At 56.4% G+C, this 20575-nt stretch carries 20 protein-coding genes; 18 read left to right on the forward strand and 2 right to left on the reverse strand.

Features of this window, described 5'->3' with window-relative positions; all coding sequences use genetic code 11:
* Nucleotides 1–30: 30 nt before the first annotated feature.
* From spoIVB to ACTHO6_RS02500, 5 genes are all read left to right on the forward strand, one after another.
* Nucleotides 31–1365, forward strand: coding sequence for a SpoIVB peptidase (gene spoIVB / locus ACTHO6_RS02480; RefSeq protein WP_440238966.1), 1335 nt, complete (start codon nt 31–33; stop codon nt 1363–1365).
* 357 nt (nt 1366–1722) lie between these two features.
* Nucleotides 1723–2511: a sporulation transcription factor Spo0A gene (gene spo0A / locus ACTHO6_RS02485; protein ID WP_440238968.1), complete on the forward strand. Its 789-nt coding sequence runs from the start codon at nt 1723–1725 to the stop codon at nt 2509–2511.
* 461 nt (nt 2512–2972) lie between these two features.
* Entirely contained in the window at nt 2973–3566 is a 594-nt protein-coding gene (locus ACTHO6_RS02490) for a hypothetical protein (protein WP_440238971.1), read from the forward strand.
* A 330-nt stretch (nt 3567–3896) separates the two neighbouring features.
* Entirely contained in the window at nt 3897–4475 is a 579-nt protein-coding gene (locus ACTHO6_RS02495; RefSeq protein WP_440238973.1) for a beta-class carbonic anhydrase, read from the forward strand.
* A complete protein-coding gene (locus tag ACTHO6_RS02500) occupies nt 4468–5334 on the forward strand; it encodes a metallophosphoesterase (protein WP_440238975.1) in 867 nt (288 codons plus the stop codon). Before ACTHO6_RS02495 ends, ACTHO6_RS02500 begins: the two co-directional genes overlap by 8 nt.
* On the opposite strand, the gene ACTHO6_RS02505 is transcribed toward ACTHO6_RS02500, so the two are convergent.
* Nucleotides 5328–6194, reverse strand: coding sequence for a LysR family transcriptional regulator (locus tag ACTHO6_RS02505; protein ID WP_440238977.1), 867 nt, complete (start codon nt 6192–6194; stop codon nt 5328–5330). The two genes, ACTHO6_RS02500 and ACTHO6_RS02505, sit on opposite strands and share 7 nt — an antisense overlap.
* Before the next feature lie 97 nt (nt 6195–6291).
* On the opposite strand from ACTHO6_RS02505, the gene ACTHO6_RS02510 reads away from it, so the two are divergent.
* The 7 genes from ACTHO6_RS02510 to ACTHO6_RS02540 all read left to right on the forward strand — a co-directional run bounded on the left by ACTHO6_RS02510 (nt 6292) and on the right by ACTHO6_RS02540 (nt 11551).
* Nucleotides 6292–7083 (forward strand): class I SAM-dependent methyltransferase, encoded by a 792-nt coding sequence (locus ACTHO6_RS02510; RefSeq protein ID WP_440238979.1) that lies wholly within the window; start codon nt 6292–6294, stop codon nt 7081–7083.
* Nucleotides 7080–7856, forward strand: coding sequence for a class I SAM-dependent methyltransferase (locus ACTHO6_RS02515; RefSeq protein WP_440238981.1), 777 nt, complete (start codon nt 7080–7082; stop codon nt 7854–7856). Before ACTHO6_RS02510 ends, ACTHO6_RS02515 begins: the two co-directional genes overlap by 4 nt.
* A 139-nt stretch (nt 7857–7995) precedes the next feature.
* Entirely contained in the window at nt 7996–8172 is a 177-nt protein-coding gene (locus ACTHO6_RS02520) for a DUF2759 family protein (protein WP_440238983.1), read from the forward strand.
* 106 nt (nt 8173–8278) lie between these two features.
* Nucleotides 8279–9445, forward strand: a complete 1167-nt coding sequence (gene steA / locus ACTHO6_RS02525; RefSeq protein ID WP_440238985.1) for a putative cytokinetic ring protein SteA — start codon at nt 8279–8281, stop codon at nt 9443–9445.
* Between the two features lie 9 nt (nt 9446–9454).
* Nucleotides 9455–10012 (forward strand): copper transporter, encoded by a 558-nt coding sequence (locus ACTHO6_RS02530; RefSeq protein ID WP_440238987.1) that lies wholly within the window; start codon nt 9455–9457, stop codon nt 10010–10012.
* Nucleotides 9999–10691 (forward strand): glycosyltransferase family 2 protein, encoded by a 693-nt coding sequence (locus tag ACTHO6_RS02535; RefSeq protein WP_440238990.1) that lies wholly within the window; start codon nt 9999–10001, stop codon nt 10689–10691. The genes ACTHO6_RS02530 and ACTHO6_RS02535 overlap by 14 nt, the downstream gene beginning before the upstream one ends.
* Complete coding sequence (locus tag ACTHO6_RS02540; protein WP_440238992.1) at nt 10673–11551, forward strand: UDP-N-acetylmuramyl pentapeptide phosphotransferase; 879 nt, start codon at nt 10673–10675, stop codon at nt 11549–11551. Before ACTHO6_RS02535 ends, ACTHO6_RS02540 begins: the two co-directional genes overlap by 19 nt.
* 37 nt (nt 11552–11588) lie before the next feature.
* Here ACTHO6_RS02540 and ACTHO6_RS02545 read toward each other — a convergent pair whose 3' ends face one another.
* A complete protein-coding gene (locus ACTHO6_RS02545; protein ID WP_440238994.1) occupies nt 11589–11849 on the reverse strand; it encodes a DUF2627 domain-containing protein in 261 nt (86 codons plus the stop codon).
* Between the two features lie 173 nt (nt 11850–12022).
* Here ACTHO6_RS02545 and ACTHO6_RS02550 point away from each other — a divergent pair, with 173 nt between their 5' ends.
* The 6 genes from ACTHO6_RS02550 to ACTHO6_RS02575 all read left to right on the forward strand — a co-directional run bounded on the left by ACTHO6_RS02550 (nt 12023) and on the right by ACTHO6_RS02575 (nt 20439).
* Entirely contained in the window at nt 12023–14098 is a 2076-nt protein-coding gene (locus ACTHO6_RS02550) for a sigma 54-interacting transcriptional regulator (protein WP_440238996.1), read from the forward strand.
* Nucleotides 14099–14307: 209 nt separating this feature from the next.
* On the forward strand, nt 14308–15399 hold the full coding sequence (locus tag ACTHO6_RS02555) for a Glu/Leu/Phe/Val dehydrogenase dimerization domain-containing protein (protein ID WP_440238998.1): 1092 nt from the start codon (nt 14308–14310) through the stop codon (nt 15397–15399).
* 200 nt (nt 15400–15599) lie between these two features.
* Nucleotides 15600–17021, forward strand: a complete 1422-nt coding sequence (gene lpdA / locus ACTHO6_RS02560; RefSeq protein WP_440239000.1) for a dihydrolipoyl dehydrogenase — start codon at nt 15600–15602, stop codon at nt 17019–17021.
* A 17-nt stretch (nt 17022–17038) separates the two neighbouring features.
* Entirely contained in the window at nt 17039–18031 is a 993-nt protein-coding gene (locus ACTHO6_RS02565; protein WP_440239002.1) for a thiamine pyrophosphate-dependent dehydrogenase E1 component subunit alpha, read from the forward strand.
* Between the two features lie 14 nt (nt 18032–18045).
* Nucleotides 18046–19029: an alpha-ketoacid dehydrogenase subunit beta gene (locus tag ACTHO6_RS02570; protein ID WP_440239004.1), complete on the forward strand. Its 984-nt coding sequence runs from the start codon at nt 18046–18048 to the stop codon at nt 19027–19029.
* Between the two features lie 21 nt (nt 19030–19050).
* Nucleotides 19051–20439 (forward strand): dihydrolipoamide acetyltransferase family protein, encoded by a 1389-nt coding sequence (locus ACTHO6_RS02575; protein ID WP_440239006.1) that lies wholly within the window; start codon nt 19051–19053, stop codon nt 20437–20439.
* Nucleotides 20440–20575 lie beyond the last annotated feature (136 nt).

Genomic DNA, 20575 nt, shown 5'->3' on the forward strand with positions numbered 1-20575 from the left:
GTAGGTAGGGAACGGTAGGAGTGATTGCTGGTGATCCGACAAAACAAAAGAAAATGGATGGGAAGTCTCCTTCTCCTCCTCACGGCGCTTGTCGTGAGTTCCACCCCGTTTCGCGATCTGTCCTCCTTTCCCCGTGAATTGCGTTTGATGGAAGGGTCCCTAGAGCAGCTTCGGGTCTCCGTGCCGGTGATGGGCACGCTAATCAATAGCAATCCAGACATTTTGCACGTCAACGGGGCAGAAGCGCGCGAAGTATCCGTTGATTTGAGTCAGCCCATGTCGGTAGAACCGCGCAGGGCTGGAGAAGCCGAATTGCAGGTAAAATGGCGAAACATTCCGCTGACGGCTGTCAAAGTAAATGTGCTGCCGGACCTGCGCTTGTACCCGGGCGGGCAATCGATCGGGGTCAAGCTGCAAACGGCGGGTGTGCTCGTGGTCGGTCATCATCTCGTGGACAATGGCAAGGGCAAGGCTTCCCCTGGCGAGCAGGCGGGCATTCACGTCGGTGACATGATTGTCAAAATGAATGATCTGTACATCAATGACATGAACGAAGTGAAGAAGCTGATTAACGAAGCCGGAAAAAAGAATAGTCCTGTGCAGCTGCTCGTCGTGCGCGGGAAAGAAAAGCTGAATCTGACGCTCCACCCCGCCAAGGACCAAAAAGACGGGGAGTACCGGATGGGACTGTACATTCGCGACTCGGCGGCAGGCGTAGGCACCCTGACCTTTTACGATCCCCATTCCCAAGCGTACGGTGCGCTGGGACACGTCATTTCCGATGTCGATACGGGCCAAGCCATCGTGGTAGGGGATGGCCAAATCGTCCAGGCGAGCGTGACCTCGATCGAAAAAGGACAGAGCGGCAACCCGGGAGAAAAATTCGCCCGTTTTTACAACGAGAGCGAAGTGCTGGGAAACATCACCAAAAACACGCCGTTTGGCATCTTCGGCAAGATGAAGGACGAACCAAAGCGCAGCTATTACCGTGAGCCGCTTCCCGTAGCGCTCGCCGAGCAGGTGGTAGAAGGCCCTGCGAAAATCCTCACCGTCGTCGAAGGGCAGAAGGTGGAGGAGTTCGATATCGAGATCGCCAACGTCATCAAGCAGCATTTTCCCGCAACCAAAGGCATGATTATCAAAGTGACGGATAAACGTCTTTTGGAAAAGACAGGCGGCATCGTCCAGGGAATGAGCGGTAGCCCCATCATCCAAAACGGAAAGATTGTAGGCGCCGTCACGCATGTGTTTGTCAACGACCCGACATCCGGCTACGGCTGCTACATTGAATGGATGCTGCAGGATGCCGGCGTGCAGATGCGCAATGCCCCGCAGTCGAATGCCAAAGCCGGTCGAGCTGCCTGAAATGCGAAGAGACGAGCCGTCACGCAAACGAAGCGAGGCGGCTTTTTTTCTGCGACAAGTATGCAGGGAGGAAAGGCTGCTTCCGCGATGCTCCCTCCAGATAAGCTTCCCCTTTTCCAGCATCCGCTTGCTTGGCAAACTCATGGAACCTTTGGCGAATGAGTGGAAATCAGGGTGTGATTTTGTCGAAATATCAGTAAAATCATTCAATCTTTCGTCATTGGCAGGAATGAATATGGCTTTGTCGAATTATTTTCCTTAGCGAAAAAGATGGTATGGACTTATCGTTTGTAGAAAGGAAACCTCTAGAACGCCACATTCTTTCCAAAAGACCGTCCATTGTTAGGAGGAACGACCTTGAGCAAGATTGAAGTGTTGTTGGCAGATGATAACCGAGAATTTGTAAGCCTGCTGGAAGAGTATATCAGCAGCCAGTATGACATGGATGTCATCGGTGTTGCGTACAACGGCAATGAGGTTGTGCGTTTGCTGCAGGAGCGGGTACCGGATGTACTCATTTTGGACATTATCATGCCTCACCTGGATGGACTTGCCGTCCTGGAGCAAATCCAGGCGATGCGCCTGAGTCCGCAGCCGAAAATCATTATGCTGACCGCTTTCGGACAGGAAGAGATTACGAAAAAAGCGGTTGAGCTGGGAGCTGCCTACTACATTCTCAAGCCGTTTGACATGGAGGTCCTTGCGCAGCGCATCCGTCAAATCATCACGACGAAGCCGGCTTCTTCCTTCGTCACTTCGGTCAAGCCGCAGTCAACGCTGCAAGTGCGGGGACGCAATCTCGACGCCAGCATTACCAGCATCATCCACGAGATCGGTGTGCCTGCGCACATCAAAGGCTATTTGTATTTGCGCGAAGCGATCACAATGGTGTACAACGACGTTGAGCTGCTCGGCTCCATCACCAAAGTCCTGTACCCGGACATCGCCAAGAAGTTCAACACCACGGCAAGCCGCGTCGAGCGGGCCATCCGCCACGCGATCGAAGTCGCCTGGTCGCGGGGGAATCTCGACTCCATTTCCAGCCTGTTCGGCTACACCATCTCCAACACGAAGGCGAAGCCGACCAACAGCGAGTTTATCGCGATGGTGGCGGATAAGTTGCGGATTGAGGCGAAGATTAGTTAGGATCGCAATATAACAACGCTTTTAACGATGGCTGATCGGTTTATTCCCGTAAATTTTACAATCATTTGCGGGGACGCTCTGACAAACTCGATTCCTGCCATTTTGAAAACGTGTGAGGCGTTCACTTCCGTAAATCGTGAACTTCACCTGATGGATTGTTGAGCCGAGTCTAACCGAATACATGTTCGAAAGCAAACGTTTCCTGAATGGGATGACGTTTGCTTTTTGTCTCTGTACTTTATCCTGTGAAAGCACGGGGCACAAGCCATCGCGTCTGTGGAAGAAAATGTGAACGCTATCTTATTTTAACGCGACAAAGTGGCGGTGTGGCAGGCGCGATCCCGCCGTACCAATACGGGCGAATCCCTGATTTCATCCGCTGTTAACTCGACGAACGATACATACCGCTCATTTTCGCCCGCATGGTATCATAAGGAAAGGAATACAAATGGAGGTTCGCCATGAAACGTGCATGGTGCATACTCGCTACTTTTACGCTGCTAACGGGATGTAGCAGCGATCCAAAACCGGAATTTAAGGAAGTAGTTCCGACGTTAAACACGATGGTCAAGTCGGAGAATAACCCGCCAGCTCCAGCAACCAGCCCGTCTGCGGAGGAACCGCGTAAGCCGAAGTCCGGCGTCCCAGCCATCGCAGGCAAAACGGAAGCGGGCGTAACCGCGTTACTCGGCGAGCCAGCCTCGACAGAAAACGGAGAATGGACGTCGATGTCATCAAAAAAGAAAACGCCATTTGTCCGCCATACCTACAAGACGGATACGGGCGTGATAACCGTCATGTTCAGTGAAGGAGTAGCGGCCAGGATCGAAGTCCGACCGTCCGAGACGTTCAAGTATCCAGATGACGCAATGAAGGCGATGCGTGCGGCCGGCCTGACAGTGCAGGACGGGGTGGAGGCGGAGAATGAAGGCGCGCACTTCCTCGATTTTGGCGGGGTTGACGGAGTTTATGCCGTGCGTGTGGGGAAAGACTTGGAGGGGAACCCGGAGAAGATCGGATATGTGAAGATCGTAACTGAAGAGAGATTTAAATGATGTACACCCACCGAGCGGAGTGAAAATTCGACTAGCGGGTGTTTATTCTAAGCGCAAAGTTATCGAAGGAAAAAGAACTGTGGACTGACCGTCCTGAAATGCTCACTATGATACATTCAACGACAGCCACTACCTAACAAGTCTGTCCTAGTGTCCTTTTAACCGCATTCCCCATTTCACTAACCCCCACCCATCACCTATCATTGTAAAAACAAAGAAAATCTCGCCGCCAATGTGTCCCTGGCCGCTTGAACGCTGCCCATAAGTATGTACAATAGAAGACATACTCCTAATCTACTAGAGAAGAAAGAGCGAGGAAGGTGTTGCTACATGCGCAAATTGGATGAAATTCTCGCATTTAACCGTGAATTTGTCGCGAATCGTGAATATGAAAAATACCAAACGACCAAATTTCCTGACAAGCGCCTGGTTGTTCTCTCCTGCATGGACACACGCCTGGAGGAGTTGCTGCCCAAGGCGATGAATCTGCGCAACGGCGACATCAAGCACGTAAAAAGCGCAGGGGCTATCGTTTCCCACCCGTTTGGAAGTATTATGCGCAGTATTCTTGTGGCGATTTATGAATTGAACGCGGAGGAAGTCATCGTCGTCGGCCATTACGACTGTGGGATGAGCGCCATCGACAGCAAGCGGACGATGGCGAAAATGCTGGAGAAAGGCGTCTCTGCCCAGACCTTCTCCACCCTCCAGCACGCGGGGATCAATCTGCACAAATGGCTCCACGGCTTCGACCGGGTGGAAGAGAGCGTGCGCAACAGCGTAGAGACGATTAAAAACCACCCGCTGCTGCCAGCCAATGTCGCTGTTCACGGCTTGCTGGTCGACCCCGAAACAGGGCGCTTGGACGTCGTGGTAAACGGTTACGAGCGAACAGAAGCTGGTGAATGATTCCAAGCTTGTCACAGTCTCACGCCGAACCTTTTTGCGCCGTTCCATGAAGTGGCTGGGAGGATTGGCGGGAATCGGGCTTGTGGCAGGGACATACGGCTATGCGTGGGAGCGCACCTGGCTGCAAATCGAGCGAGTGACGCTTTCCCTGCCGCGGCTTCCGCTCAGCTTTAGCGGCTGCAAGCTGGTCCAGTTCAGCGATGTTCACCTGGGGCACTATTGCAAGCCTGAGCAATTGCAAGACATGGTCCGGCTGATTCAAGACGAGCAGCCGGATATCATCTGCTTTACAGGCGATATGGTGGATGAGGAGACGCGGTCGTTTTCCGCGGCTGTTCCGATGCTGGCCGAGCTTCAGGCGCCGCTGGGCAAATTTGCAGTGCTCGGCAACCACGACTACCGGGAGGGCCAGCAGCAGGTGATACGCCAGGGCTGGGCCGCTGCGGGCTTCGAGGTGTTGGACAACCGGCATGTGGCGCTCGGCAAAAATGGCGACAGGCTGTACATTGCCGGAATCGACGACGCGCTGAACGGCGTGCCTGATCTGCCGAAGGCCCTCGCCGGGATTCCCCAAGCGGCCAGCGTCATCCTGTTGGCGCACGAGCCGGACCTCGCGGACGAAGCGGCTCGCTATCCTGTCGATCTGCAACTGTCCGGGCACAGCCATGGCGGGCAGGTGCGGCTGCCGTTTGTCGGGCATGTCCTGACGCCAAAGCTGGCGGTGAAATACGTCAAAGGCTTGTACCGCGCGGGCGACAACCAGATGCTCGTATATGTAAACAGAGGGCTGGGGACGACGATTCTGCCCGTCCGTTTTTTGTGTCGGCCGGAATTGACGGTTTTTACCTTGCATCAATAAGCATGTTGGATCCATTGGACGAATTGCTGAAACGCTTCGTCCTCTTTTTTTTGCTGCAAATAGGCGATGAGAGTAGGGCGCTGTAGCGTACCTTGCGCGATGTCGTGGGCGACGAGCCTGCCTTCCGCAAGCTCGCGCAGGATTGTCCGCTCTGGCAGCATCGTGATCCCGAGCTGGCGTTCCACCATTTTTTTGACCGCGCTAAAACTGTCCAGTTCCATAATGACGTTGGGGAACACACCGTTTCGCGCGAGAAAACGATCGATGCGCTGGCGGTAGGGGGCGGTATGGTTGCCGAACATAATCATTTCCTGCGTGCCCCAGCTGGAAAAGCCGGGAAAGCGGCTGGCCCATGGGTGCTCAGGGGCCATGACCAGTAAAATGCGGTCGCTTGGCAAAAACTCCTGATGGATGTGCGGATGGTACATCTCGCTGCCGAGAAAGGCGAGATCTGCCGTGCCTGTCAACAGGGCGCTGAGCGACTCCTCGTACAGCGTCGAGCGGACGTAACAGGTAAACCCCGGATTCGCCTGGCGATATTCGCCGATCAGGCGGGGCAGCTCATAGGCGACGAACGCTTTTCCGGCGACGATCGTCATGGATTTCACCCGATCCTTTTGCTCCATGAACGAACGCATTTGCTCGACGATATTCGCTGCGATCGGCAGCAGTCGGCGGCCTTCTCCCGTCAAGCTCACGCCGGAAGCGGTCCGCACAAACAGCGGGCTGCCGATTTGCCGTTCCAACTGCTTGAGCCGATGCGTCAAGGTCGATTGGGCGAGAAACAGCGCCTGCGCAGCGCGGTTGATCGAGCCGTGACGGGCGATCGTCAAAAAAACTTCCAGGCTTTCTTTGTCCACAAGAACCCCTCCTATTCAAAAACCCGATAACTCGTTATCCACATTCTATAACAAAGCCGACAAAAATTGGCATACAATACGAGCAGGAGGTGGGAGCATGGACAAAAATCAGGAAGTAAAACAGGCGGTGCAGCAGCAATTCGGGAAACACGCACAGGAGTACGTGCAGAGCAAAACTCACGCGCAAGGAACGGATTTGTCGCTTATGGTCGAGTGGCTTTCGCCGCAAACAAGCTGGAAGGTGCTCGATATCGCAACGGGGGGAGGGCATGTTGCCCGTACGCTGGCACCGCTTGTCGAGCTAGTGGTCGCAACCGATCTGACCCGCCCGATGCTTGCGGCGGCAGCGAAGGCGAACGAACAGGCGACGAACATTTTGTATGTCCAGGCCGACGCAGAGGCACTGCCGTTTCTGTCCGAATCGTTCGATCTGGTTACCTGCCGGATTGCGGCGCATCATTTTCCTGATCCGGCCGCTTTTGTCCGCGAGACGAGTCGCGTGCTGCGGCCGGGCGGACGGTTTTTGTTCATCGACAACGTAGCGCCGGAGGAAGAACCGCTTGCGGACTTCGTGAACGGGTTAGAAAAGCGGCGCGATCCAAGCCACGTGCGCTGCCTGTCCGTGAGCGAGTGGAGGGCGTTGCATGCGGCTTGCGATTTGCAGGAGCGGCAGGCACGGCTGCGGAAAAAACAGTTTGCCTTTGTGCCCTGGGTCCAGCGGATGTCCGAATCACCGGAGCAGGAGCAGGCAGTCGAGCGAATGCTCCTGGAGGCGACCGCGGAGCAGCAACACGATCTCGGCGTAAATATCGAGCAAGGAAGAGTCGTGGCGCACCAGATTGATGAATGGATGGTGCTGTGCCAAAAAAAGGGAGGCGAAGTAGCATGAACATGGATTTTCACGCCAAGGAAAACGCAGACAGCTACACAGGCAGAGTGGCAGATGATACGTGGGCGCATACGATGCTGTCTGTCGTCGATCCGCGCGACAAGCGCGTGGTTGATATCGGCTGCGGAAGCGGCATCTACAGCAAGGCATGGGCGAAGCTGGGTGCGGCCAGTGTCACCGGAGTCGATTTTTCCCAAGTGATGCTGGCAGCGGCGCAAAAGCAATGCACGGACGAGCCGCGCATCTCGTTCGTGCAGGGCGATGCGCTGGAAACCGGGTTGCCTGACAGTTGTGCCGATGTCGTCTTTGCCCGGGCGCTGCTTCACCATCTCCCAGATGTGCGCGGATTTTTTTCCGAAGTCACACGACTTCTTGCCCCGGGCGGCATTTGTCTGATACAGGATCGCACCATTGACGACTGTGCCGTCCCGGCTTCCCCTACGCATCTGCGCGGCTATGTTTTCGAGCTGTTTCCGCCATTGCTTGACGTCGAGGCCAAGCGCCGCCCGGCTGATCGGGCCGTCCGGGCAGCGATGCAGCAGGCTGGGCTTGCGGAAATCGGGCGGCTGTCGCTCTGGGAGGTCAGGCGCGTCTACGGTACTCTCGACGAGTTGACGCGTGATTTGCGCGCGCGCAAAGGGCGTTCCTTGCTCCACGAGCTGACGGACGCGGAGCTGGAGCAACTGGTGGACGCGATTTGCCGGAAGCTGGCTGGACAAGAGCCGATCCGCGAGCAGGATCGGTGGACGATATGGATAGGCCAACAAGTTTGAGGCACACTATGAAAAAACGGAAATGTGAACTTGTTTGTCACAAATTTGGATATGCTTGTCTCTTCATAAGCAAAAGAGATATAATAGTAGTGCCATTGTATTATCGGTTAGCGCCATTATGGTGAAGGAGTTGTCGTACATGAAGATTGTGTTGTTCGATATTTTGATGTTCGTCTTCACGTTTTTTATCGCTTGGGGCTGTATCAATTCTTACAAGGCGAAAAACAAATTCGCGCTCGGATTTGGCTTGATTTCGCTGGCGGTTTTCCTGTTTGCTGACGGTTTGATTATCTACTACATAACCAAGGGAGCCTAGTCAAGGCTTTCTGTCCGGCTGAAAAGAGGTTGTGCGATTGTTGCACAGCCTCTTTTTTGCATGCGCCAAGGAAATTTTTAGCATACTATGCGTGGAGGTGGAAACGATGGGCAAGCGAAAACGTCTCGATTTTCTTCCCTATACAGGAGTGATTGCTGCCGACCGCAAAACGAAGCAGCTTTGCAAACGGCTCCACCCCCACCATATCGCCGTCATCGACCATCCGGATGTGGATGAGATGGCGGCCAGGTCCTTGTTGGAGGCGGGGGCGAGGGTTGTTGTCAACCTGTCCGCTTTCATGACAGGTCAGTATCCGGCCGAGGGAGCGCGGCTTCTGCTGCACGCGGGCGTTACTTTGTACGAGGCAGAGGACGAGCCGGCAGAGCCGACCGGGTTAGATGCGTGGGACGGCCAATTTGCTGCCGTCCGCGAAGGCAGCCTGTACGTGAAGCGGGAGTCGCAATGGGAGCCTGCCCTGTCCCTTCGCCGCGTCACAATCGAGGCAGTTCTCGGAAAGTGGGCCGAGGCGCAGAGCAGGCTCGATGATACGCTGTCCTTATTCATTGATAACACACTCATGTACGCCAAGAAAGAAAAAGACTTGTTTTTAAAGCCGCTCTGTCCCCTCCCGCTGCGAACCCGACTGGAAAAACGGCACGTGGTCGTCGTCGTCCGCGGCAAACATTACAAGGAAGATTTGCAGACACTCTCCTCCTACATACGCGAATGCCAGCCCGTGCTCGTTGGAGTCGACGGCGGCGCGGACGCGCTCTTGCAGGCGGGGTACAAGCCCGACCTGATCGTCGGGGACATGGACAGCATTTCGGACAAGGCGCTCTTGTGCGGGGCCGAAATCGTCGTTCACGCCTTTGTCGACGGGCTTGCTCCCGGAAAAGCCAGAGTCGAGCAGCTCGGGGTGGCGCATCACGTCCTGCCTGCGCCCGGCACGAGCGAGGATGTGGCGATGCTTCTGGCCTATGAGAAAAAGGCAGAGCTGATCGTGACGATTGGCGCCCATACGAACATGATTGATTTTCTGGAAAAAGGCCGCAAAGGGATGGCCAGCACGTTGCTGGTGCGCACGAAGATCGGGCCCCGGCTGATTGACGCCAAAGGAGTCAGCCAGCTTTATCAGCCGACCGGCTCCTGGAAGCTGTGGGGCTGGTGCGCGGCGGCGATGCTGTTGCCTGTCACGGCCGCGCTGATGATTCATCCGATCGCCCGTCATGCGGCGCAAATGCTCTGGACGCAATGGCGGACCTGGGCTTTTTAAGGAGGCGCTATGATTTCTTTTCGGTATCATCTGATTACGCTGGCAGCCGTTTTCGTTGCGCTCGGCGTCGGCATCCTGCTGGGAGGAACGGCGGGGCATCCGTGGCTTTCCGAGGGCGCCCAGGAAGTCTTGGCGAAAATGGAGGCCAAATACGACCGGGCGCTGAAAAGCAACCACGATTTGAGGCAGCAGGTCAATCGGCTGCTTCGGGAAGTGGAGAAAAGCCATGAGGAAGTCGTCCACATGATGGCGATGCGCTACGGCAATGAGCTTGCAGGGAAAAAAGTGTATGTCTGGCAGGAGACAGACCAGGAAGCCAAGGAGATTACCCGCCTGATGCACGCAATAGGCATCAACGTCGTCGCCTATCCAGGGGACGGAACCTGGGAGGACGGCTTGCTGCTTGTGGTCGCGGGCCAGCCGCCGCCATGGCTACAAAAGCGGGCAGGCACAGGCAAATGGTTGCTGGTCGAGCAGGTGCCGGATTCGCTGGCCAAGCAATGGGCCTTGCTGGAGCAGGTGCAAGAAACGATGACAGAAAGGAGGGTCGCGCGTGAAACAAGTTAGCGTCATCATTCCTGCCTACAACGAAGCCGACGCGATCGGAGCCACGCTGCGAGCGATTCGCGAACGGCTTTTCTGCCATGAGCTGATTGTCGTCGACGATGGCAGCGAGGACGAGACGGCTACGCTCGCCCGAAAATGGGCCGATCGCGTCATTGCCGTGCCGCGTAACCGGGGCAAAGGCGCTGCCGTCCAGATCGGGTGGCAACACGCGAGCGGCGACGTCATCCTGCTGCTGGATGGCGATTTGCGCGAGAGCGCGGTCGAGGCCCGGCATCTGCTCGCTCCCGTGATGGAGGATGCTTGCGATATGGCGATCGCGATTTTGCCTCCCCCCCGGCAACAAGCAGGGATGGGACTGGCAAAAGGGCTGGCGCAGCAAGGAATCAAGTGGCTGACCGGTTTTGAAGCGCGCGCGCCTTTATCCGGTCAGCGAGCCGTTCGCCGCGATCTTTTGCACAAGCTGGGGAAAGTGGACAAAGGCTTCGGCATCGAGGTAGGTCTGACTGTGGATGCCTTGCGCGCAGGCTATCGCATCCAGGAGGTGCCTGTACCGTTTCGTCATCGGGAAACGGGCAACGACTGGCGAGGCTACGCTCACCGCGGCAAGGAGTTTGTCGCCATTGGCCGAACGCTGTACGCAAAATGGTGGGAGGGAAAGCCATGGGGGCGCACGCCATGACGCTCGCGCTGATCGTCGGAATCGCATGGCCGCTTGTCCTGCAACGCCCCTTGCTCACACTCTGCTCCGGGATTCTCGCAAAGAAGCGCATGATCCGGCCCAATTATCGCGGCGAGCAGGTGTTGACGGCAGGCGGTCTGGTGCTTGTTGCAAGCACGGCCGTGACGATTCTGACCCAGCTCGTGCTTCTGACGCTTGCAGCCGCTCCGCGCGAAATGCTGCTGCACGGCTTGCTGCTTGCCGGCGGGATGGCGGCCATGGCTTGGTGGGGCTGGATTGACGACAAGGCTGGCGACCAGGTCACGAAAGGATTTCGCGGCCACTTTGCCGTGCTGTGGCGGGAGCGGCGCGTGACGAGCGGGATGGGGAAGCTGCTTGGGGGAGGGCTTACGGCTGTCAGCGTATCGCTGTTCGTTTCCGTCGGCTTCTGGCCGTGGCTGCTCGCTTGTGGGTTGCTGGCGATCTCGCCGAATATCCTCAATCTGTTTGATCTCCGGCCGGGACGTGCGATCAAAGTGTTCTGGCTGCTCATGATGCTGGCGGTCGTCGTCAGCGTTTTTGCCACAAAGGCCGATGCCGGAGAGCCGCTTGCGGTGTGGCTGTTTCTCCTGCCGGTTCTTGTCGCCAGTATGTTGTTCTTTCCGCACGATGCGGGCGGACGGATAATGCTAGGCGATACCGGAGCGAACACGCTTGGCTTTGCCATCGGCTATACATACGTGACGGTCGCGCCGCTTTTTTGGCAAGCCGTCTTCCTGACAGGCTTCGTCGCCATTCAGGTTGCGGCCGAGTTTGTGTCTTTTTCCCGGTTGATTGACAAGCAGGCGTGGCTCAGCAGGCTGGATCAGTGGGGGAGATGAGCGCAATCAAAAACAGGCAGATGGTACCCTGCCTGTTCTACTCGTCGTCCTCCGGCTCGCGAATCATGAAGCGGGGCTGTACCCGATTTTTTTTGCGGTCGTGATGCAGAATGAATCCGGCAATAAACCAGACAGGAACGGCGAAAGCAAGGACGCCGAGAACAAGCTTTCCCCACAGGAAGTCGACATCGGGCGCCGTGGAATAAAAAAAGGCGTCGCGGATCAGCTTGATTCCGTACATGGCAATCGCAGCCGGAATCACCATAATCAAGAGGGCGATGACTTTCTGGACGATCACGGGTGATTCACACCTTTCTCTCTCATGCTTTCATCATATCGGATGCCAGGGGGCTTGTCCACCGTCCGTCCGCCGCACACGAGCGAGCGCACGTTAGGGAAGATAGCCTGTCCATCAACGGTTTGTTGCAGTACAATGGTAACGAGTACGATGAAAAGTGAGGGGTCTAGCGCATGCACAAGCTGCTCATAGTAGGTGCTGGACGAGGCGGTACAGCTCTGTTGCGAACGCTGAACCAGATGGACAGGCTGAAAATCGTCGCCGTGGTCGATCATCGGCCGGATGCTCCCGGAATTGAGCTGGCGAGATCGCTGGGCATCAAGGTCGATACGGATTACCGCCCTTATTTGGACGAAGAACTGGATGTAATTCTGGAAGCGACAGGAGACATGGCCGAATACGAGCAGCTCCGCCAGCTGAAGAAGGACAAGACGGTGCTGATTCCCGGCACCTTTACGCGAATCGTCATGCGGCTCATCCGCGAGCGCGACAAGCTGATTGCCGCCATGATGCAAAGTCAGCGCGAGCGCGAAACGATGCTCGACTCGACGCACGACGCCATAATCGGCGTCAATCGGCAAGGCGTAATCACGCTGTTCAACAAAGCGGCGGAACGCCTGATGGATATCGAGGCGAGCGAAGTGCTGAATACGAAAGTATCCGAGCGTATCCCCAACACCAGACTACATATTGTACTAGAGACGGGCTGTCCGGAACTGAATCAGGAGCAGATTTTGCCGAACCAGACGCGCATCATCACCAACCGCGTCCCCGTGCGCAACGACAAAGGGGAAGTGGTGGGAGCGGTGGCGATCTTCCGCGACATTACGGAGGTGATGGCGCTGGCGGAGGAAGTGACGGACCTCAAGGAATTGCAGAGCATGCTGCAAGCGATCATCCAATCCTCGGACGAAGCGATCTCCGTCGTGGATCAAAACGGCATCGGCCTGTTAATCAATCCGGCCTACACGAGACTGACAGGGCTGACGCCGGACGATATTATCGGCAAACCCGCTACGGTCGACATCTCCGAAGGCGACAGCATGCACATGCAAGTGTTGAAAACGAAGCGGCCTGTCAGGGGCGTTCCCATGAAGCTCGGGCCCAAGCGCAAGGACGTGGTCGTGAACGTCGCTCCGGTCGTCGTCGATGGCGAACTGAAAGGGAGCGTGGGCGTCATTCACGACGTCTCCGAGTTCAAGCGACTGACCGAAGAGCTGGAAAAAGCCAGACGCATTATCCGCACGCTGGAGGCGAAGTACAGCTTCGCGGATATTATCGGCTACAGCGAGCAGATGAAAAGCGCCATCGAACAAGCAAAAAAAGCGGCGTTGACGCCAGCCACCGTATTGCTTCGCGGCGAGTCCGGGACGGGCAAGGAATTGTTTGCCCATGCCATTCACAACGCGAGCGAGCGCAAGTACAAGCAGTTTATCCGGGTCAACTGCGCGGCGATTTCCGAGAGCCTCCTGGAAAGCGAGCTGTTCGGCTATGAGGAAGGCGCATTTACGGGCGCGCGGCGAGGCGGAAAGCGTGGCCTGTTCGAGGAAGCGAGCGGAGGCACGATATTTTTGGACGAGATCGGCGAGCTGTCCATGGGGATGCAGGTCATGCTTTTGCGCGTCCTACAGGAACGGGAGGTCGTCCGGGTCGGGGGCACGAAGCCGATCAACATCGACGTCCGAGTCATTGCCGCTACGCACGTCAATCTGGAAGCGGCCATCGGCGCAGGAAGGTTCCGCGAAGACCTGTACTATCGCCTCCACGTCGTGCCGATTCACATTCCTCCGCTCCGGCAGCGACTGGAAGATATCAAGCCGATCGCGATGCACCTGTTGCGCAAGGCCAACCTGGAATACGGCAGAAACGTCGAGGAGCTGCATGAGGAAACCTTGCAAATGCTTTTGTCCTACCATTGGCCGGGCAACGTGCGCGAGCTGGAGAACGTCCTCGGCAGGGCGATGATCCATATGCGCATCAACGAACGCACGATCATGCCTGAACATTTGCCGCCTTTGGAACGAAAAATCAGCAAGGCCCCCAAGGAAGCCGAAGCGGTGGCAGGCTCGACGGGAAAAACCTTGAAGCAGGCGGTGGAGGAGGCGGAACGCCAACATATTCTGCGGGAGCTGGCGGCGGCCAAAGGCAACCGGACCTTGGCGGCCAAGCGGCTGGGAATTGCCATCCGCAGCCTGTATTACAAAATGGAAAAATTGGGAATCATGGTTGGGCAGGAAGAGGCAGAGTGAATGTGCAAATAATTGCATGCAAGAAACTGCGCATCTGTGCAGAAAAATGCACACTTGACGGATGGATAAATCATCCACATCCCCTCCATTAAAGCGCTTTCAAAAAAGAAACGGCGTTGGCACGGATTCTGCATAAATTACGTGACGGGAATTTTTCCACACGGAACCCGCGTTTTGCCCAGAAGAATGATACTAGGGAGGTTTCTTCATTGAACATCTTTGACTACATGCAAAAGTACGATTACGAGCAGTTGGTATTTTGCCAAGACGAAAATTCCGGCCTGAAAGCAATCATTTGCATTCATGATACGACACTTGGACCAGCATTGGGCGGCACGCGCATGTGGCCGTACAAAACAGAAGAAGAAGCAATCATCGACGTACTGCGTCTTGGCCGCGGCATGACCTACAAGAATGCGGCAGCAGGTCTGAACATCGGCGGCGGCAAGGCCGTTATCATCGGCGATCCGCGCCAGCACAAGAGTGAAGAGTTGTTCCGCGCGTTTGGCCGCTACATCCAAGGGCTGAATGGCCGTTACATCACGGCAGAGGACGTGGGAACGACTGTTGCGGACATGGACATGATTCACCTGGAGACAGATTACGTGACAGGTGTCTCTCCTGCGTTCGGCTCCAGCGGCAACCCGTCTCCGGTAACGGCTTACGGCGTGTACCGCGGAATGAAGGCAGCAGCCAAGCTCGCATTCGGCTCTGACTCGCTATCCGGCCGTGTGGTTGCCGTACAAGGCGTAGGAAACGTGGCGTACAACCTGTGCCGTCATCTGCATGAGGAAGGCGCGTACCTGATCGTCACCGACATCAATGAAGAAAACGTAAACCGCGCTGTCAACGACTTCGGGGCAAAAGCTGTGGGCGTCAACGATATTTTTGGCGTAGAGTGCGACATCTTCTCTCCTTGCGCGCTGGGTGCGGTCATTAACGACGACACCATCCCGCTTCTGAAAGCAAAAGTCATCGCGGGTGCGGCGAACAACCAGTTGAAAGAAGACCGCCATGGCGACCTCATCCACGAAATGGGTCTGATCTACGCGCCAGACTACGTCATCAACGCGGGCGGCGTCATCAACGTGGCTGACGAGCTGCAAGGCTACAACCGCGAGCGCGCGCTGAAAAAAGTGGAAACCATCTACGACACGATCCTGAAAGTATACGAGATTGCCGAGCGCGACGGGGTGCCATCCTACAAGGCGGCTGACCGCATGGCAGAAGAGCGCATTGCCAGCGTGAGCAAATCCCGCAATACCTTCCTGAAAAACCCGAAGACAGTCTACCATCGCTAATCATTCACGGGCGAATCGATTCCCCTGCTCCCGCTCTTTTCCAAAACTGGAGCGGTCAGGGGGTACATATCCGTTTTTCTTAGAATATTCTCATTCTCATAAAAAAAGCAGGCAAGCGTCCTGAAAAAATGAGCAGCCAGCTTTTTCGACTGTCTTCGCCCAGGCGTGAAGACGCTTCGTTATGAAAGGAGAGATCCAGCATGTCTCAAGAATTCGATCTGGTCGTTCTCGGGGGAGGAACCGGCGGCTACGTAGCGGCCATCCGTGCTTCCCAGCTAGGAATGAAAGTGGCGATTGTGGAAAAAGAAAAGCTGGGCGGCACATGCCTGCACCGCGGCTGCATCCCGTCCAAGGCGCTGTTGCGCAGCGCTGAAGTGTTTTCGACCTTGAAGGAAGCGGGCAAGTACGGGATTTCGGCAGGGGCAGTCGGCTATGACTTCGGCAAAATCCAGGATCGCAAGCAAGGGATTATCGACCAGCTTCATAAAGGGATTCAATTTTTGATGAAAAAAGGTAGCATCACCGTTTTTGAAGGCTTCGGGCGCGTGATGGGGCCGTCCATCTTTTCCCCGCAGGCTGGCGCTGTTCGCATTGAAAAAGAAAATGGCGACCAGGAAATCATCGTGCCGCGCTTTTTGCTGCTTGCGACCGGCTCCCGTCCGCGGACGCTGCCAGGGCTTGCCATCGACGGGTCCTACGTCGTGACCAGCGACGAGGCGCTGCAATGGGAGAAGCTTCCGGAATCGGTCGTGATCGTAGGCGGCGGCGTCATTGGCGTCGAGTGGGCGTCCATGCTGAACGATTTTGGCGTCGATGTCACGATTGTCGAGTATGCCGATCGCATTTTGCCGTTCGAAGACGAAGACGTGAGCAAGGAACTGGCCCGTTTGCTGAAAAAACGCAAAGTCAACATCGTCACAGGCGCGAAGGTACTGCCGGAGACCCTGGAAAAAGGCGAAGGCAAAGTCGTCATTTCGGCGGAGACGAAAAATGGCGTGGACACCTTTTCAGCCGAGAAAATTCTCGTATCGGTCGGCCGCCAAGCCAATGTGGAAAACCTCGGCCTGGAAGCGACCGAGATCAAGGTGGAGCGCGGCGTCATCGTGGTCAACGAACATTTCCAGACGGCAGAATCGCACATATACGCGATTGGCGACGTGATTGGCGGCTTGCAGCTGGCGCACGTTGCCTCTCACGAAGGGATTTTGGCGGTCGAGCATATGGCTGGCCTGAATCCGCATCCGCTCGATTACACGAAAGTGCCCAAATGCACGTACAGCCGTCCGGAAGTGGCGAATGTCGGCTTGACGGAAAAAGAGGCGCGCGAGCAGGGCTTTGACGTGAAGGTAGGCAAGTTCAGCTTCAAGCCATTGGGCAAAGCGTTGATTCACGGCGAGAATGACGGCTTTGTGAAGCTGGTCGTCGATGCCAAGACAAACGACCTGTTAGGGGTACACATGATCGGCACGCATGTGACCGACATGATTTCCGAGGCGGGCCTGGCCCGGGTGCTGGATGCGACGCCATGGGAGATCGGGCAGACGATCCATCCGCATCCATCGCTCTCGGAGGCCATCATGGAAGCGGCCCTGGCCGTAGATGGAAAAGCGATTCACAATTAGCAAGGAGGGTATCCACGATGACAACCAAACGGCATGAACAAGTTGGTTTGACTGATGCGCAAGTCTTGGATATGTACTATTACATGCTGCTCGCGCGAAAAATTGACGAGCGCCAGTGGCTGTTGAATCGAGCGGGCAAGGTACCGTTCGTCATTTCTTGCCAGGGGCAGGAGGCGGCTCAAGTGGGCGCGGCTTTCGCCCTGGAGACCGACAAAGATTTTTTGTGCCCGTATTACCGCGATCTGGGGCTGGTGCTCGTATTCGGCCAGACAGCGCGTGACTGCATGCTTTCCGCTTTTGCCAAGGCAGAAGATCCGAACAGCGGCGGTCGCCAAATGCCGGGGCACTTCGGCGGCAAAAAGTTCAACATCCTGACAGGCTCCAGCCCGGTAACGACACAGGTACCGCACGCAGTCGGCATGGCGCTGGCGGGCAAAATGCAGAACAAGGACTTTGTCGTCTACACCTCCTTCGGGGAAGGCTCCAGCAACCAGGGGGATTTCCACGAGGGGGCCAACTTCGCGGGCGTACACAAGCTGCCGGTGATCTTTTTCTGCGAAAATAACAAATACGCGATCTCTGTCCCGCTGAAAAAGCAGCTCGCTTGCGAGAGCGTGGCTGACCGGGCGATCGGCTACGGCTTCCCGGGCGTCAGCGTGGACGGCAACGATCCGATTGAAGTGTACCGCGTCATGAAGGAAGCGGTGGACCGCGCTCGCCGCGGCGAAGGGCCGACCTTGATCGAAGCGGTGATGTACCGACTGGTTCCGCACTCCAGCGACGATGACGACCGCGTGTACCGCACGCGGGAAGAGGTGGAAGAGGCGAAGAAAAAAGATCCGCTGATCGTGTTTGCCGCTTATTTGCGGGAAATCGGCTTGCTGGATGAACATACAGAAGCGGATATGCTGGCCCGTGTACAACTGGAGGTAGACGAAGCGACCGAGTATGCGGAAAACGCTCCGTATCCGACACCTGAATCGACATTGACACACGTATACGGGAACTAAGGGGGGATCTTCTCATGGCAGTCATTTCGTTTATTGATGCGATTACGATGGCGATGCGCGAAGAAATGCGTCGCGATCCGAATGTATTTGTCCTTGGTGAAGACGTAGGGGTGCGCGGTGGCGTGTTCCGTGCGACGAATGGATTGATCGAAGAGTTCGGCGAGGCGCGCGTGATCGATACGCCGCTCGCTGAATCGGCGATTGTCGGAGTAGGGATCGGGGCGGCGGCTTACGGTATGCGTCCGATTGCCGAAATTCAGTTTGCCGATTTCATCATGCCGGCCGTCAACCAGATTGTCAGCGAAGCGGCGAAAATGCGCTATCGCTCCAACAACGACTGGAATTGCCCGATCACGATTCGCGCTCCGTTCGGCGGCGGCGTGCACGGCGCTCTCTACCACTCCCAGTCGGTGGAGGCGATGTTTACGAATGTTCCCGGCTTGAAGGTCGTGGCGCCTTCCACCCCATACGACGCAAAAGGTCTGCTCAAGGCTGCGATCCGCGATGAGGACCCGGTCCTCTTTTTCGAGCACAAGCGCTGCTATCGTCTCATCAAGGGCGAAGTGCCGGAGCACGACTACGTGCTGCCGATCGGAAAAGCGGATGTCAAGCGGGAAGGGACAGACATCACCGTCATTTCCTACGGCCTTGCCCTGCACTTCTGCCTGCAAGCGGCGGAGAAGCTCGCGCAGGAGGGCATCAGCGCGCACGTTCTCGATTTGCGCACCTTGTACCCGCTGGACAAGGAAGCGATTGTCGAAGCGGCTTCCAAGACCGGGAAAGTGCTGATCGTGCATGAGGACAACAAGGAAGGCGGCGTCGGCGGTGAGGTAGCGGCGATTGTGGCCGAGCATTGCCTGTTCGACCTGGATGCGCCGATCAAGCGCCTGTGCGGACCAGACGTACCTGCGATGCCGTACAGCCCGCCGATGGAGAAATTTTTCATGCTCAACCCGGAAAAAGTATTGGAAGCAATGCGCGAGTTGGCCCACTTTTAAAGGCGAGGAGGACCCAAGATCATGGCAACGAAAGTACTTATGCCCCAGCTCGGCGAGAGTGTAACCGAGGGGACCATCAGCAAATGGTTGGTCAAGGTTGGCGACACCGTCAAAAAATACGACCCCTTGGCGGAAGTGACGACAGACAAGGTGAATGCGGAGGTTCCATCCACCGTATCCGGCCGGATCACGGAGATCGTCGTTCCCGAAGGAGAAACGGTAGCGGTCGGCACGTTGATCCTCTATATAGAAGAAAGCGGTGAAGCAGGCGAGTCGGCCAGCGCGGCAGCGGAGGCAGCACCGACAGCGACAGAGGCGTCGGCTCCGGCGGCTATCCAGGCGAGCGCCGCACCGAGCGCCCCGGCAGCAGCGGCTGATCTGCAATCCGCTCCAGCAGCCCGGCAAGCGGCTGGGACCGAGGGGACGAAGCAGCGCTATTCGCCTGCTGTCGTGATGCTCTCGCAGCAGCACGGTATTGATTTGTCGCGCGTCGTAGGAACGGGCGCAGGTGGCCGGATTACGCGCAAAGACGTGCAAGCGATCATTGACGCGGGCGGACAAAAGCCGGCTGAGCCAGTGGCAGAGGCAGTCGCACAGCCGCCTGTGGCAACGACTCCTGCACCAGCGGCAGCAGCTCCGACGCCGACGGCAGCGCCAGCTCAAACCGCGCCTGCTGCAACGCCGGCCGCTTCCATCGACATTCCGGTTGCCACAGGCGATCAGGTCGTGCCGGTAACGCCAATCCGCCGTACGATCGCTAACCGGATGGTGCAAAGCAAGCACGAAGCACCGCATGCCTGGACAATGATCGAGGTGGATGTGACCAACCTCGTCAACTTCCGCAACCAGGTGAAAGCCGAATTCGCCAAAAAAGAAGGACTCAATCTCACCTTCCTGCCGTTCTTTATCAAGGCGGTTGTGGAAGCGTTGAAAGAATACCCGATGATTAACTCGACGTGGGCGAACGACAAAATCATCGTGAAAAAAAATATCAACATCTCGATCGCGGTTGCGACAGAGGACGCGCTCTATGTTCCGGTCATAAAGGACGCCGACCAGAAATCGATTCTCGGCATTGCCAAGGCGGTGGACGACCTGGCCGCGCGCACGCGTGCTGGCAAGCTGACGATGGACGACATGACGGGCGGGACGTTTACCGTCAACAACACAGGCTCGTTCGGTTCCGTTTTGTCGCAGCCGATTATCAACTCGCCGCAAGCGGCGATTCTCAGCGTGGAATCCATCGTGAAGCGCCCGGTCGTCATCAACGACATGATCGCCGTCCGTTCCATGGTGAACTTGTGCATGTCTCTGGATCACCGCGTGCTCGATGGACTCATTTGCGGACGCTTCCTGCAAAGTGTGAAGCAAAAGCTGGAGAGCATCGGTCCGGATACAAAGCTGTACTGATCGGTCCCCAAAAAAGCGAACCATCCCAACCAGGTCGACCAGACCTGGTTTTTCTTTGGGCGGACCTGGGCAAAAAATGAGCGCATGGCCGATTTTTGATGTAACTTTTATGCCGATGCTTGCGTCTAAGCAATAG

The organism is Brevibacillus sp. SAFN-007a (genome assembly GCF_051967035.1).
Lineage (GTDB): Bacteria > Bacillota > Bacilli > Brevibacillales > Brevibacillaceae > Brevibacillus.